At 63.6% G+C, this 14,012-nt stretch carries 12 protein-coding genes; 6 read left to right on the forward strand and 6 right to left on the reverse strand.

Annotation, left to right across the window (positions count from 1 at the left end; all coding sequences use genetic code 11):
• Positions 1–10: 10 nt before the first annotated feature.
• The gene (gene accB / locus ACQ5ID_RS06440; RefSeq protein ID WP_371394155.1) at positions 11–502 is read right to left on the reverse strand and encodes an acetyl-CoA carboxylase biotin carboxyl carrier protein; all 492 of its coding nucleotides are present in this window, start codon (positions 500–502) and stop codon (positions 11–13) included.
• An 11-nt stretch (positions 503–513) separates the two neighbouring features.
• Positions 514–975 (reverse strand): type II 3-dehydroquinate dehydratase, encoded by a 462-nt coding sequence (locus ACQ5ID_RS06445; protein ID WP_429911630.1) that lies wholly within the window; start codon positions 973–975, stop codon positions 514–516.
• Between the two features lie 136 nt (positions 976–1,111).
• On the opposite strand from ACQ5ID_RS06445, the gene thiS reads away from it, so the two are divergent.
• The 3 genes from thiS to ACQ5ID_RS06460 all read left to right on the forward strand — a co-directional run bounded on the left by thiS (position 1,112) and on the right by ACQ5ID_RS06460 (position 2,847).
• Positions 1,112–1,339: a sulfur carrier protein ThiS gene (thiS, locus tag ACQ5ID_RS06450; RefSeq protein ID WP_429911631.1), complete on the forward strand. Its 228-nt coding sequence runs from the start codon at positions 1,112–1,114 to the stop codon at positions 1,337–1,339.
• 37 nt (positions 1,340–1,376) lie between these two features.
• Entirely contained in the window at positions 1,377–2,189 is an 813-nt protein-coding gene (locus ACQ5ID_RS06455) for a thiazole synthase (RefSeq protein ID WP_429911632.1), read from the forward strand.
• Between the two features lie 238 nt (positions 2,190–2,427).
• Positions 2,428–2,847, forward strand: a complete 420-nt coding sequence (locus tag ACQ5ID_RS06460) for a VOC family protein (RefSeq protein WP_429911633.1) — start codon at positions 2,428–2,430, stop codon at positions 2,845–2,847.
• A gap of 16 nt (positions 2,848–2,863) precedes the next feature.
• Here ACQ5ID_RS06460 and ACQ5ID_RS06465 read toward each other — a convergent pair whose 3' ends face one another.
• The 3 genes from ACQ5ID_RS06465 to ACQ5ID_RS06475 form a co-directional block, all read right to left on the reverse strand.
• Positions 2,864–3,598, reverse strand: a complete 735-nt coding sequence (locus ACQ5ID_RS06465) for a DsbA family protein (protein ID WP_429911634.1) — start codon at positions 3,596–3,598, stop codon at positions 2,864–2,866.
• A 17-nt stretch (positions 3,599–3,615) separates the two neighbouring features.
• The gene (locus ACQ5ID_RS06470; RefSeq protein ID WP_429911635.1) at positions 3,616–5,046 is read right to left on the reverse strand and encodes a M48 family metalloprotease; all 1,431 of its coding nucleotides are present in this window, start codon (positions 5,044–5,046) and stop codon (positions 3,616–3,618) included.
• Between the two features lie 118 nt (positions 5,047–5,164).
• Positions 5,165–7,768, reverse strand: a complete 2,604-nt coding sequence (locus ACQ5ID_RS06475) for an Rne/Rng family ribonuclease (protein WP_429911636.1) — start codon at positions 7,766–7,768, stop codon at positions 5,165–5,167.
• A gap of 610 nt (positions 7,769–8,378) precedes the next feature.
• On the opposite strand from ACQ5ID_RS06475, the gene ACQ5ID_RS06480 reads away from it, so the two are divergent.
• From ACQ5ID_RS06480 to prfB, 3 genes are all read left to right on the forward strand, one after another.
• Positions 8,379–9,590, forward strand: a complete 1,212-nt coding sequence (locus ACQ5ID_RS06480) for an N-acetylmuramoyl-L-alanine amidase (RefSeq protein ID WP_429911637.1) — start codon at positions 8,379–8,381, stop codon at positions 9,588–9,590.
• A 123-nt stretch (positions 9,591–9,713) separates the two neighbouring features.
• Entirely contained in the window at positions 9,714–12,197 is a 2,484-nt protein-coding gene (locus ACQ5ID_RS06485; protein WP_429911638.1) for a penicillin-binding protein 1A, read from the forward strand.
• A gap of 104 nt (positions 12,198–12,301) precedes the next feature.
• Positions 12,302–13,421 (forward strand): peptide chain release factor 2 gene (prfB, locus tag ACQ5ID_RS06490; protein ID WP_429911639.1). Its coding sequence is split into 2 segments (ribosomal slippage): positions 12,302–12,370 and positions 12,372–13,421, totalling 1,119 coding nucleotides; the frame shifts between segments, so codons are not numbered across the junction.
• Positions 13,422–13,507: 86 nt separating this feature from the next.
• Here the strand turns inward: prfB and ACQ5ID_RS06495 are convergent.
• Positions 13,508–13,987, reverse strand: coding sequence for a bactofilin family protein (locus tag ACQ5ID_RS06495; protein WP_429911640.1), 480 nt, complete (start codon positions 13,985–13,987; stop codon positions 13,508–13,510).
• Positions 13,988–14,012: the final 25 nt, after the last annotated feature.

A 14,012-nucleotide genomic window follows, 5' to 3' on the forward strand; every position in this document is an offset into this window, starting at 1 on the left:
CGGGCCGCTCCTAGATGAGGGTGAAGAGCGGCTCGCCGTATTCGACAGGCTGGGCATCGCTGACCAGCAATTCACCGATCTTGCCCGAGCGTGGCGCGGTGATCGGGTTGAAGGTCTTCATCGCCTCGATCAGCAATATGGTGTCGCCTTCCTTCACGCTCTGGCCGGGTTTGACGAAATTATCGGCATCCGGGTTGGGACGCAGATAGACCGTGCCGACCATGGGCGAGTTGACCGCGTTGGCGGCCTTGGCAGCGGCCGGTGCCGGATCGGCAGACGGCGCAGCGGCGACAGGTGCGGGCGGCGCGGCAGGAGCCGCCGCCGGAGCAGCAACTGCGGGCGCGGCCTGTGTATAGACAGGCGCCGGGACTTCGCGCGCGACGCGGATATGCAGCTCACCTTGCGCGACCTCGATCTCGGTCAGCTCGGTATCGTTTAGGATATCGGCCAGCTGGCGGATCAGTTTCGGGTCAATGCCGGTCTTTGTGGGCGTGGAAGCCATTTAGGGAACCTTTATGCTTTTGTCTTCGGGCCGGACGCGGCGATCAGCGCGTGTGCGGCCTCTATGCCAAGGATGTAGCTGCGGGCGCCGAACCCGCTGATTGTGCCGGAAACGGCGCTGGAAACATAGGAGTGATGGCGGAACGCCTCGCGCGCAGCCGGTTGGGACAGATGTATCTCTATGGCCGGAATGGCAATCGCCTTCAAGGCATCGTGCAGCGCAATAGATGTATGGCCATAGCCAGCAGGGTTGATGATGAGGGCGGATGCGTCGCGCCCGGCGTCCTGTACATGGTCGATCAGCACGCCTTCATGGTTGGTCTGGCGAAAATCGATGGTCAGGCCCAGCATGCTGGCATGCTCGGCGCACGCGGCCTCGATGTCCGACAGCGTGGCAGAGCCGTAAATCTCCGGCTCGCGCGTGCCGAGCAGGTTGAGATTGGGCCCGTTCAGGATGAAAACTGGTCTGGCCACCTGATGTGTGTCCCCCGGCTGGTCCGTCTCATGCGTTCAGGCGGTGCAAAACAGCGCCGCCAGCGCCATATGTCGTTTCTACGACGCCTCAGGCGCGATAAACAAGAACTACCGGCATTTTAAGGAGTAACAGCCCATGATCGCCAATGCCGAGACAGCCACCATCGCCGTGACGGTAAATGGCGAACAGCGCGACCTGCCCGCCGGTCTGTCGCTGTCGGCGATGCTGACCCATCTGGGGCTCGATCCGCGCAAAGTCGCTGTGGAGCGCAATCTGGAGATTGCCCCACGCTCGGCCTACGGCGAGATTGAAGTTCGTGATGGCGACCGGCTGGAAATCGTCCAGTTCGTAGGGGGAGGGTAGGGTGACGCCATCCCGATAGAGCGCTAGATAAGCGGCCATGACCGAAAAAACCTCCCCCGACACCGCCTCCACCCTGCCTGAAGACCGTCCGTTCACGGTGGCCGGGCGGACGTTCCAGTCGCGCCTCATCATCGGTACGGGCAAGTACAAGAGCTACGCCCAGAACGCCGAGGCGCTCAAAGCCTCCGGCGCGGAGATCATCACCGTTGCGCTGCGCCGGGTGAACCTCTCCGATCCCAGCCAGCCCATGCTGGTCGATCATATCGATCCGAAGACATACACCTTCCTGCCCAACACGGCCGGGTGCTTTACCGGCGAAGATGCCGTGCGCACGCTGCGCCTGGCGCGCGAGGCGGGCGGCTGGAATCTCGTGAAGCTGGAAGTGCTGTCAGACCCCAAGCATCTCTATCCGGAGATGGAGGAGACGCTGCGCGCCACGAAGCTGCTCATCGAAGATGGCTTCGACGTGATGGTCTATTGTTCGGACGATCCGGTTTATGCCCGCAAGCTGGAAGATGCCGGTGCCTGCGCGATCATGCCGCTCGGCGCGCCGATTGGTTCAGGGCTCGGCATCCAGAACCCCGTCAATATCCGCCTGATCATCGAAGCGGCCAAGGTGCCGGTGATCGTCGATGCGGGCGTCGGCACGGCGTCGGACGCCACTATCGCGATGGAACTGGGCTGTGATGGCGTGCTGATGAATACCGCCATTGCGGAGGCTAAGGATCCGGTACGCATGGCCAGCGCCATGAAGCATGCCGTCATTGCGGGCCGCGAATCCTATCTGGCCGGCCGGATGCCAAAGAAGCGCTATGCCGACCCGTCCAGCCCGCTGGCGGGACTGATTTAGGTCTTCTCACTTCCGGCTGTCATGGCCCGGTTTATCCGGGCCACCCATGCCATAGAGGTTGCTTTTCCCTCGTCCTTCGAGACGTTCGCTACGCTCACCCTCAGGATGAGGGAAAAGCGTGCGGGAAGCCCTCATCCTGAGGAGCACGCAGTGCGTCTCGAAGGACGAGGGCTACACCCTTGACATGTTCCCATAATGTTCCGATGCTCCAAAGGCACCGGAACAAGGAAATCCGCACATGATGGAACCGCGCCTGTCTCTCGTCACGCTGGGCGTGGCGGATATCGCGCGCTCCAAAGCCTTCTATGAGGCGATGGGATTCAAGACCGCGTTCCAGAACGAGCAGATTGTCTTCCTGCCGATGGGCGGGCTGGTGCTGGCGCTCTTCGGCAAGCACGATCTCGATGCCGACATGGCGCGAGAGAATGCCGGTCATGGCCATATCGCGCTCGCGCACAACACCCGCAGCGAAGCGGAGGTCGATGCCATTATCGATCATGCCGTGGCGAGCGGTGGCAGCCTGCTCAAAGCCGCGCACAAGGCCGATTGGGGCGGGTATTCGGGCTATTTCGCCGACCCGGACGGCCATGCCTGGGAAGTGGCCTTCAATCCCCACTGGACGATTGATGCCGAAGGGCGGATCAATATGGCTCCCTGACGGCCCGCGTGCCGCGCTAGTTCTCCAGCGCGGCGGCCACGATCCGGTTCAGCCGTCCGATATCGGCGCCGGGTATGATGTCGCCGCCGATCACGAAAAACGGCGTGCCGCTGACCCCTATCGAACGGGCCAGCTGATACACGCTGTCGAGATGTTCCTCGATTTCCGGCGAAGCCATGGCTTCGCGCAGCGCGTCCGGCTCGATGCCGTGTTCGGCGGCGATAAGCTCGATGCGTTCGGCATTCATCGGTGAGCCGGCCTGCATAAGCGCATTGTGAAAATCGCGGTAGGTGTCGGGCGACAGGCTCCAGACCGCCAGCGCGGCGCGGGCGGCCTCCTCTGAAGCCTGTCCCAGCAGCGGCAGCTCCTTGTAAACGACCCGTATGCGCCCCTCATGGCGCTCCATCACGCCTTCCAGCCAGTCATTCACCTGCACGCAGTACGGGCAGCGATAATCGAAGAACTCAACAATGGTCAGCTCGGCATTGTCCGGGCCGGCCACCGGGTCTCTCGCATCCTCGAAGATAGCGTCACGAAACTGCTGCGCACCGGCCATCAGCTGAGCCTGTTCGCGTGCGCGCGCCCGGCGCTGCAACTCCACGATGGCTTCCTCGATCACCTCCGGATTTTCCACGATATAGCGGTGCACGATTTGCTCGATGGCGGCTGTATCGGTGTCGTCGGTATCGCCATTGGCGGGCGAGCAGGCAGCAAGAAAGCAGGCGGCCAGAAGGCCAGTCAGAAAACGCATGTGATAGTCCCTGAATGTTAGTGGGATGCCGGGCTTGCCAGAGGCTGGTGCCGGTTGCGCTCAGCCCTGTTCCACTCGCGGATTTCCTGCGGTGTGGGTTCTGCAACCGCTATCAGTTCGCTGGCGCGCACCCAGGCCGGGGTGCCGCTGTCCAGCTCGTCGCGGGCGCGATTGGCGAAGATGTAGGCCTGCATCGAATTGCCTACCGAGAAAAACCGTTCCGCCGTTGCAAGCTGCGCCATCGCCGTCTCTCCGCGCGCCTCATGGGCCAGCGCCAGCTGGAACCAGGCCCAGCTATTCTGCTGCTCGCGTGCCAGTGCAAAGCGCAAATGGGAGACCGCCTCATCCAGCGCATCGGATTCGCCGGTTCCGATCAGCGACGCCGCAAGATTCACGCGCAAAAGCGGCGCATCGGGCATCAGATCAATCGCGCGCCGGTGCGGTGCGACAGAGTCCGCTATCCGTCCGCTCTCGTAGAGCATCTGGCCTTCCAGCTCGTGGAAGAACGGGTTTTCCGGCTCCATCTCGATCAGCTGCGCCAGACGCTCGCGCGCGTGGTCCAGCCTTCCCTGCCGGAAATAGGCCACCGCGCGCGCATACCGGCCCTCAATGCTGGTATCGCTTTCAGGATAACGCTGGAACACCTGGGCTGGTGCCACGGTGAAGCCGATGATCTTGGCCTGTATGCGCCGCAGCTCGGCGATTTCCTCCGGGCTGTCTTCCACATCGTAATAGGGCGATGCCTCTACCCGGCGCCGCATGGCTTCGATGCGCTGGGACGAGAGGGGGTGAGAGCGGAAATACTCATAGCGCCGGGCCTCGCTCATCACCTCCTGATAGCGGAAGCGTTCAAACGTGGTCACCAGACCGCGTGAGGACTGGCCTGTGCGGTCCATGAAGGTAATGGCGGCCTGATCGGCGGCGGCTTCCTGGGTGCGCGTATAGCGCAGCATGTCCAACGTCGCGAATTGCGGCGCGGAGGCGATAATGGCCGCCCCGCCGGCACCGGCTCCGGCCATGGCGGCAACAATGCCCAGCCCCAGCGTGGCAATCATGGTCGCCATGGCGCCGCGCGTGCCATCGCCAAAGCGCACCAGATGCGCGCCTTCGATATGGCCGATTTCGTGCGCGATAACGGCTTTGATTTCACCGGGATATTCGGCAATCACGATTGCGCCGGTATGCATGAAGATGTTCTGGCCGCGCGTGACAAACGCGTTGAATTCGTTGTTTCCGACCAGATAGAAGCCCACCGAATCACGGTCCAGCCCTGCCGCATCCAGCAAGGGATCTGTATAGCCCTGCATGACCGCTTCGATTTCGGTGTCGCGGATCAGGCTTATGCCCTGGGCATGGGCGGGTGCGGCCGGTCCCAGTATCATCGCCGCGCTGGCGGCCAGGGCCGTCGCCGACGCGCAGCAATCTCTCAGGCGGGCAATAATCGTCATGGAGACATGACCTCCGGTACGGCTTCCACCGCTATGCATCACCCCCAACGATAGCCTTTTCATGGCAGAAGTGCAGCCCGCCAGCGCATTTGCACGGACGGGCTGCATAAACCTGATGTCAGGAGCCCATCCCGAACAGCTTGCCTGAACGTTGCCACCAGCCCGCGCGTTTCGGCCCGGTGTTTTCGCTCTCCTCGCCCGCTTCGGTGGCCGGCGCTTCGGATGCCGGTTCAGCCTTCTTTGCGCGCGGCTTGCGGGCAGGTGCCTTCTTCTGCCCGGGCGCGTCTTCGCTGGCGCTTTCAGCCGGAGCCTCGGCGGTTTCAGCGTCTGCCTTTTTCGCAGCAGCTTTACGCGTGCGCTTCGGCTTGGCCGGAGCCTCTGCCTCGACGGCCGCTTCACTTTGCGCAGGTGCCGCTTCGGCGGGTTCTGCCTTCTTGCGCCGTGTGCGCTTGGGCTTGGGTGCTTCCTCGGCAGGGGCGGGCTCGCCGGACGAGGCAGGCGCGTCGCTTGCCTCAGCGGAGCTTTCAGCTGCCTCAGACACCTCTTCCACAGCCTGCTTACGGCGGCGTGACGGGCGCGTGCGTGCGGGAGGTGCCTCACCAGATCCGATGGCTTCGCTTTCGCCCGGCTCGATCACCGACAGGCCGGCAATCTCGTTGTTCTCGTCTGAGCTGGATGCGGCGGCCTGATCGTCGCGTGCCTCGCCTTCACCGCGCCGGCGGCGGCCTCTGCCGCCCCTGCGGCCACGCCGTCTGCGCTTGCGGCCGCCTTCATCATCGCCGTCTGCGTGGGAGGGCGCGGGACGGTCACCTGAACGGTTCTCCTCGCCTGTTTCCTCGCTATCACTTTCCTGCGCGTCACCGGCCTGCTGGGGCGCACCACCACGCGCTTCGCCATCACCGCGATTGCGTCCGCCCCGGCGTCTGCGCTTGCGGCCCCGGCGTTCCTCGCCCTGGCCTTCTGCGCGCGCAGCGGTTTCGGCGCCCTCTGCTGCGTCGTTATCCTCCTCGTCTTCGAGCGTTACTTCCTCGCGGGCGGCGCGCAGATCGGCCTCATCCTCAGGAGTCAGCACCGCAGATTCCACAGTCAGCGGCTTGGGCACGTAGGGTCCGCGATCACCGTCTTTACGCGCTTCCAGCCGCTCGATGCGCGATCCGTCGCGTTTCAGGTCGATATCTGTCGCGATCAAGACGCGCATGTCGAAGCGCTGCTCAACCGCGCGCAGATAGTCGCGCTTCTCGTTGAGCAGGTAGAGCGCCACCTCGTTGGGCAGATGCAGGGCGATCTTCAGGGCGCGACCTTTCAGGCCCTCTTCCTCGACGCTGCGGATAGCCGCCAGAGCGCTCGATTCCACGCTGCGCAGATAGCCAATGCCATTGCAGTGCGGGCAGGGCTCGGTAGAGCCTTCAACCAGGCTGGTACGGCGGCGCTGGCGGGAGATTTCCATCAGGCCGAACTGGGAAATTTTCGCCATCTGGATGCGCGCGCGGTCCTTGGCGAGCACCTCTTTCATCTTCTTTTCGACGGCGCGGATATTCTTGTTGTCCTCCATATCGATGAAATCGATGATGATGAGGCCGGCAAGGTCACGCAGGCGCATCTGGCGCGCGGCTTCCTCGGCCGCTTCCAGATTGGTGCGCAGCGCGGTCTGCTCGATATTGCGCTCTTTGGTCGACTTGCCCGAGTTCACATCGATGGCGACCAGCGCCTCTGTCGGGTTGATGACCAGATAGCCACCAGACTTCAGCTGCGCGACGGGCGAGTAGATCGCCTCAAGCTGGCTTTCGGTCCCGTGGCGCAGGAAGAGCGGCATGTCATCGGTATAGGGCTGCACCTTGGTGGCATGGCTCGGCATCAGCATGCGCATGAAGCCCTTGGCTTCCTTGTAGGCTTCCTCGCCCTCGACCAGGACGTGCTCGATATCCTTGTCGTAAAGGTCGCGGATCGCGCGCTTGACCAGGTTGCCTTCCTCGTAAATCAGCGAGGGCGCGACGGATTTCAGCGTGGTCTCGCGGATCGTCTCCCACAGGCGGATCAGATAGTCATAGTCTCGCTTGATCTCCAGCTTGGTGCGCGCCGCACCCGCCGTGCGGATGATGAGGCCCATGCCGCGCGGCAGATCGAGCGACTGGACGGCGCTTTTCAGGCGCTTGCGGTCGGTCGCGCTGGTGATCTTGCGCGAAATGCCGCCCCCACGGTCGGTATTGGGCATCAGCACGCAATAGCGTCCGGCCAGCGACAGATAGGTGGTCAGCGCCGCGCCCTTATTGCCGCGCTCCTCCTTGGAGACCTGCACCAGCATGACCTGACGGCGCTTGATGACTTCCTGGATCTTGTATTTGCGAAGCAGATTGCGCCGTTTGCGGGCAATCTCCTCCATCAGATCCTCGTCATCATCGGCATCGTCGCCGCCATCACTGTCCGTGTCGGCGGTCAGCTCGGCTTCGGCCTCGCGCAGGGCCTGACGATCCTCGAACGGGATCTGGTAGTAGTCGGGATGGATCTCGTTAAAGGCCAGAAAGCCGTGCTTGTTGCCGCCATATTCGACAAAGGCGGCCTGAAGCGAGGGTTCTACGCGGGTGACCTGGGCGAGATAGATATTGCCACGAATGGGGCTGCGTGAAGCCGACTCAAAGTCGAAATCTTCAACGCGGTTGGAATCCACAATGACCACCCGGGTTTCTTCCGGGTGGGAGGCGTCGATCAGCATTTTGCGGGACATAAAGGCGAGCTCCGGTGCGCGCGCCAGCACGAATCATCCGGCCTGTGAGGGCCAGAGCAGAGAGCTGGGCGCTGAGTTGGGAGCGCAAGGGCGGCGTCGCTTCTGAAGGGGTCGAAGGGAAAGCACGCGCCTGGCGCATGTTCAAGGTTCCTTGTCGGCCTGTCCGGCACCCCCTGAAAGGCAGGGGAAACACGCGGAGCAGGCCGCTTTGACTGGTCTGGGGCGCGTGCGCGCAGAACCGGATAAGCGGTCCGCGGCGTCTGCCCGGTAAATCTTTGCTGCCCCGTTGATCCGCTGCGCGAGCCAGCGACGTATCGCCAGGCTCCCGGTCGCGCGGGGCGAGGTAGTGAAGCGTGTCAGGCGCCAGCAATTGCCGGACTGGCTGACAGCGTTATCAACACCGAAGCACACCATGCACCATTCGCTCCGGGATGAAAAGCAAGCTTATCCGTGCTAGCCAGCAATTATCGTTACGCGCTGGTAACCGAATCGAAACCGGGGCGGGCTATTCTCTGTATGAGACCTGCGTTCAAGCAGGCCGGCTGAGGGTGTGCTACAGAGGGTGATGACGGTGGCGGTTATCAATGGACTATCAGGTCTGAAGGCATGCATGGCGGCACTGCTCGTCATGGTGGCCAGCGGCTTTGCCCATGCAGATTCCATTACCGCCGTGCGCTTTGGCGTGCACGACACCCATACCCGCATCGTGATCGAGACCCGCACCGAGATGGGGTTTCGCGCCTTCACCTCTGGTGAGGTGTCGCCGCGCCTGATCGTTGATATTCCGGGCGCAGGCTGGGCGGTCAGCGGTCTCGATGGCCGGCAGGGGCAGGGCCACGGGCTCGCCGGACGGTTCCGCTTCGACCCCGCTGCGCAGACGCCGCGCCTGATTTTCGATCTGACCGAGAGCGCGCAGGTGCGCGAGAGCTTCGCCCTCCCGCCGGGCGAGGGCGGCTATCGTATCGTGATTGACATCGAACCGGCACCGGCGGCGGTGATGACGGCCAGCTCCGGCTTTGATGTCACCGATCACACCATCACGCAGTATCTGGCTGAGCGTGTGCAGGTGTCTTACGTGCCGCCGCGCTGTGAGCGCCCGCGCATCGTCATCGATCCGGGCCATGGCGGACGTGATCCGGGTGCGCCGGGCCGGTTTGGCGGGGTGTCGGAATCCCATCTGGCGCTGGCTGCCGGGCTCGCGCTGCGCGACATTCTCAATGCCCGTGGCCGCTATGAAGTTATCATGACGCGTGACCGCGACATTTTCCTCGAGCTGGATGAGCGTATCCAGGTCGCCCGCCGGGCGCAGGCAGATATCTTCATTTCGCTGCACGCCGATGCCGCGCCCAACGGCGCGACGGGCCCGCGCGGCGCGGCTGTCTACACCCTGTCGGATTCAGGCACCAACCGCGCGCGCAACCGCGCGCGTCAGGACGGTGAGTGGCTGCAGACCAGCGCCTCGCGCACCGAGCAGGTCAACGATCTGCTGCTGGAAATGTCGCTGCAGGAAAAGCGCAACCAGTCGCTTATCTTTGCGGCTTCCATTCTGGAGACCTCTTCGGCGATCACGCCGCTCTTCCGCCGCGAGCCGCTGGAGCGCGGCTTCTGGGTGCTGCTGGATTCCCAGATCCCCGCCGTCCTGTTCGAGATGGGCTTTATGACCAACCCGGACGACTCGCGTAATCTGAACACTCCGGCCTATCGCCAGCGGCTGATGACGGCGGTGGCAGACTCCATCGATGCCTATTTCGCGGTCTGCAATAATACCGGCCCGGTCCGCACCGCAGCTGCTGGCAATGCAGGCGGCCCGGCGCTGCGCTGACCTTCCGGCCTGAAACCGGCTTGGACGGATCGGCCTCATCAGGCCATAATGCCGCCGCAGTGAGGGGCATGGTCTGCAGCCCTGCCGGACAGGCAGGCAGCATCGACTGGACAGGCGAAATAGATGGCAGTCTTCAGCGTGAAAAACTTCGGCAAGCTGGCTCTCTGGGCAGGCTCGACCATTGCGGTTGTCGGCATCGTGGCTCTGGTCGCGGTGTCCATCTATGTCGCGCGGGTCACCGAAGACCTGCCTGATTACGCACAGCTGGCCGAGTATGAGCCGCCGATCATGAGCCGCATGCATGCCGGCGACGGGCTGCTGATCGCCGAATATGCGTTTGAGCGCCGCGTCTTCGTGCCGATAGACGCGATCCCGCCTCAGGTCCTGAACGCTTTCCTCGCGGCAGAGGACGCCAATTTCTACAATCATAGCGGCATCGACCTGATGGGGCTGGTGCGCGCGGCTGTGTCCAATATCGGCAATATTATCAATGGCCGCCGTCTTGAGGGCGGTTCGACCATCACCCAGCAGGTGGCCAAGAACTTCCTGCTCTCCTCCGAGCAGCGTGTAGCGCGCAAGGTGCAGGAAATGGTGCTGGCCATGCGCATGGAGCGCGCCTTCACCAAGGACCGCATACTTGAGCTGTATCTCAACGAGATTTTCCTCGGCAATCGCGCCTATGGCGTGGCGGCGGCGGCGCTGAACTATTTCGACAGCTCGCTGGACGAGCTGGAATTGCATGAGATCGCGTATCTGGCAGCCCTGCCCAAGGCGCCGAACAACTACCATCCGACCCGGCGCCCCGAAGCGGCCATCGGCCGCCGCAACTACGTACTCGCGCGCATGCACGTGAACGGCTTCATCACGGAAGCAGAGATGCGCGAAGCGCAGGCCCAGCCGCTCGAAACGGTCAGGCGGCTGCAGGGCGAGACCTATCTGGCGGCGGAGTATTTCGTCGAGGAAGTACGCCGCGAGCTCTTCAACATGTATGGCGAGGAGCAGCTTTACTCCGGCGGTCTGTCGGTGCGTACCTCGCTCGACACCCGCGCCCAGCTGGCCGCCCGCTCGGCACTGCGTGCCGGCCTGCTGGAATATGACCGGCGCTATGGCTATCGCGGCCCGCTCACCACGCTGGAAGACTTTGACGCCTGGCCGGAACAACTGGCCGAAGTCGAGGTGCCGCGCGATCTGGACGAGGGGTGGACGCATGGCGTCGTGCTGGAAGTGCGCGATGGTGACGTGCTGATCGGCACGGTCGACCGCGCACGTGGCAACATCCCGCTATCCGAACTGCGCTGGGCGCGCCGCCCGTCACGCTCGTCGACCACTAATTTCCCGGTGCTTGGCCCGGCCATTCAACGCCCGTCCGACGTGCTCGAGCTGGGCGATGTGGTGCTTGTCGAGCGCCTGTCTGAAGAGGGTGAGGAATACGCCCTGCGCCAGGTGCCGGAGGTCAATGGCGCGGTGATGGCGCTAGATCCCTATACCGGCCGGGTGCTGGCCATGATTGGCGGTTATTCCTTCCAGCACAGCCAGTTCAACCGCGCCACGCAGGCGCGCCGCCAGCCCGGCTCTTCGTTCAAACCCTTTGTCTATGCCACCGCGCTGGACAATGGCTTCACGCCCGCCAGCATTATTCTGGATGCGCCCTTCGCGGCCACGGGTGGCGGGGATCACCGCTTCTACCGCCCGTCCAATTATTCCGACCGGTTCTACGGACCCTCCACAATGCGTCTGGGGCTGGAGCTGTCGCGTAACGTGATGACGGTGCGGCTGGCGCAGGATACCGGCATGCAGCCCATTGCCGAATATGCCGAACGCTTCGGGATTTACGACCGCATGGATCCGGTCCTCGCCATGTCACTGGGTGCAGGCGAGACCACGCTATGGCGGCTGATGAGCGCCTATGGCGCGCTGGTCAATGGCGGACGGCGTGTGACGCCAACCGTGATCGACCGGGTGCAGGACCGTACCGGCCGTACCATTTTCGTGCACGACGAGCGCGAATGCGTGCAATGCGATGTCGAGCAATGGACAGACGGGCTTGCCGAGCCTGAGCTGGCCGAACTGGGCGAAGAAGTCGTTGACCCGGTGACCGCCTATCAGGTCGTCTCCATGCTGGAAGGCGCGGTGCGGCGCGGTACCGGCAGCGCGCTCAACGCGCTTGGCCGCCCGGTGGCCGGCAAGACCGGCACCACGAACGAGTTCCGCGATGCCTGGTTTGTCGGCTTTACGCCAGACCTGGTGGTCGGCGTCTATGTCGGCTTTGATACGCCGGTGCCGCTGGGTTCGGGCGAAGCGGGCGGACGCGCCGCCGCGCCGATTGCGCGCGACACGTTTGCGCCCATTCTGGAAGACTATCCGGTCGCGCCGTTCCGCGTGCCTGAAGGGGTGCGCCTGGTGCCGATCAATGCACGCTCCGGTGAGCCGTCCGTGCTGGGCCGTCCAGGCGTGATCCTGGAGGCATTCCGTCCGGGGACCGAGCCGGTGCGCGGGGCCAGCCGCGAGGAAGAGACGCTCAGCTTTGGCACTGGCCGTCTGCGTGACGGCGATGGCGAGAACGGCGAATCCGGTGAGGTGGTCGACACGCTGGACGGAATCTACTAGCCGGTACAGCAGCGGGCCTTGTCTGGCGTGGCCAGCTTGGCTATGCGCCAGTCAGCCCGTCTTCAGGCACTTTTCCTTTTTTGCAGCATTACAGGTTTCCTCCCATGCGCGCCGATATTGCGTCCTTAAAAACCTCCATCGAGCAGTCAGTGGAACTGCTAAGGAGGCGTCTTTGACTGGGATCAGGCTGAAGCACGCCTCGACGAGCTGAACGCACGCGCCGAGGCACCGGATTTCTGGAATGACGCGGCCCGGGCGCAGAGCCTGATGCGCGAGCGCAATACGCTCGACCGGCAGATGACCAATGTGCGCGAGATCGAAGCTGAACTTGCCGATACGCTGGAGCTGGCCGAACTGGCCGATGGCGAAGGCGATGAAGACCTTTATGGCGAGGCCGTAACCGCCCTCAAGGCGCTGAAAGAACGCGCGGGCCGGGCGGAGCTGGAAGCCCTGCTGTCGGGCGAGGCCGACGCCAATGACTGCTATGTCGAGATACATCCCGGCGCGGGTGGCACCGAGGCGCAGGACTGGGCCGCCATGCTGACGCGCATGTACACGCGCTGGGCCAATGCGTCCGGCTACAAGGTGGAGGTGATCGAGGAGCAGTCGGGCGAGGAAGCCGGGCTGAAATCGGCTACCCTGCTAATCAAGGGCGAAAACGCCTATGGCTGGCTGAAAACCGAAGCCGGGGTGCACCGTCTGGTGCGTATCTCGCCCTTTGACAGCTCAGGGCGCCGCCATACCAGCTTTGCCAGTGTCTGGGTCTATCCGCTGATCGACGACACGATCGAAATCGAGATACTCGACAAGGATGTGCGCACCGATACCTTCCGGGCTTCAGGGGCGGGCGGCCAGCACGTCAACAAGACCGATAGCGCGATCCGCCTGACCCACGAGCCAACAGGCATCGTGGTGCAGTGTCAGGCTGACCGCTCCCAGCACAAGAACCGCGAAACCGCGTGGAACATGCTGCGCGCGCGCCTGTATGAGCTGGAGCTGCAAAAACGCGAGGCGGCAGCCCAGGCGGAAGCCGACGCCAAGACCGATATCGGCTGGGGCCACCAGATACGCTCCTACGTCCTGCAGCCCTATCAGATGGTCAAGGATTTGCGCACCAGCGTGGAGACCTCCGATACGCAAGGCGTGCTGGACGGTGATCTCGATGCCTTCATGGCCGCGGCCCTCGCTGCACGCGTCGGCGGGGAAGAGGCGGCCTCCAGCTAGGGCGTCCGGCTACATCCTTTGCGGACAACGAAAAAGGGCGGCCCGTATGGACCGCCCTTTTGTCATTCAGGTACTGAACGCCCGTGTTACGCCTTGGAGGCGAACGGATCGCTATTGGCTGCGGCTGCCGGGCGCGGAGCCGAAGCGGCAGATGCCGAGCTCGGCGGGGCAGGCGGCATGGACGCGGCCGCTTTGGGCTTGTCCTGCGAAATGGAGTCAGATGTGGCTGATTTCTTGTCCGAAAGCGGATCGGACGAACGGCGGCAATGGCCGTCGAAATAGGCGCCGCTTTCTACTGCCAGCGTGGCGTGAATAATGTCGCCTTCAATGCGCGCGGTTGCGGCCAGCTGCACCTGGCGGGCCCGGACCGAGCCTTCCACGCGGCCGCGAACAACGACGCTCTCGGCGACCACTTCGCCCTTAACCGTCGCTTCCTCTCCAATGCTGAGCGATCCGGCGCGCACGTCGCCTTCGACGACGCCATCGAGCTGAACCTCGCCTTCGGAGGAGATGGAGCCCGTGATCGTCAGATCAGCGCTGAGAATGGAGGGAGCTTTCGATTTCATGGCGGACCTTTTGGCTGGGGGCGGC

The sequence above is a fragment of the Glycocaulis sp. genome (assembly GCF_050485565.1).
GTDB lineage: Bacteria > Pseudomonadota > Alphaproteobacteria > Caulobacterales > Maricaulaceae > Glycocaulis.

What these genes read in the sequence shown, in the direction of transcription:
- accB (WP_371394155.1), bottom strand. Translation starts at nt 502, where the DNA reads ATGGCTTCCACGCCCACAAAGACCGGCATTGACCCGAAACTGATCCGC.
- thiS (WP_429911631.1), top strand. Translation starts at nt 1,112, where the DNA reads ATGATCGCCAATGCCGAGACAGCCACCATCGCCGTGACGGTAAATGGC.
- ACQ5ID_RS06455 (WP_429911632.1), top strand. Translation starts at nt 1,377, where the DNA reads ATGACCGAAAAAACCTCCCCCGACACCGCCTCCACCCTGCCTGAAGAC.
- ACQ5ID_RS06460 (WP_429911633.1), top strand. Translation starts at nt 2,428, where the DNA reads ATGATGGAACCGCGCCTGTCTCTCGTCACGCTGGGCGTGGCGGATATC.
- ACQ5ID_RS06465 (WP_429911634.1), bottom strand. Translation starts at nt 3,598, where the DNA reads ATGCGTTTTCTGACTGGCCTTCTGGCCGCCTGCTTTCTTGCTGCCTGC.
- ACQ5ID_RS06470 (WP_429911635.1), bottom strand. Translation starts at nt 5,046, where the DNA reads ATGACGATTATTGCCCGCCTGAGAGATTGCTGCGCGTCGGCGACGGCC.
- ACQ5ID_RS06475 (WP_429911636.1), bottom strand. Translation starts at nt 7,768, where the DNA reads ATGTCCCGCAAAATGCTGATCGACGCCTCCCACCCGGAAGAAACCCGG.
- ACQ5ID_RS06480 (WP_429911637.1), top strand. Translation starts at nt 8,379, where the DNA reads ATGGCGGCACTGCTCGTCATGGTGGCCAGCGGCTTTGCCCATGCAGAT.
- ACQ5ID_RS06485 (WP_429911638.1), top strand. Translation starts at nt 9,714, where the DNA reads ATGGCAGTCTTCAGCGTGAAAAACTTCGGCAAGCTGGCTCTCTGGGCA.
- ACQ5ID_RS06495 (WP_429911640.1), bottom strand. Translation starts at nt 13,987, where the DNA reads ATGAAATCGAAAGCTCCCTCCATTCTCAGCGCTGATCTGACGATCACG.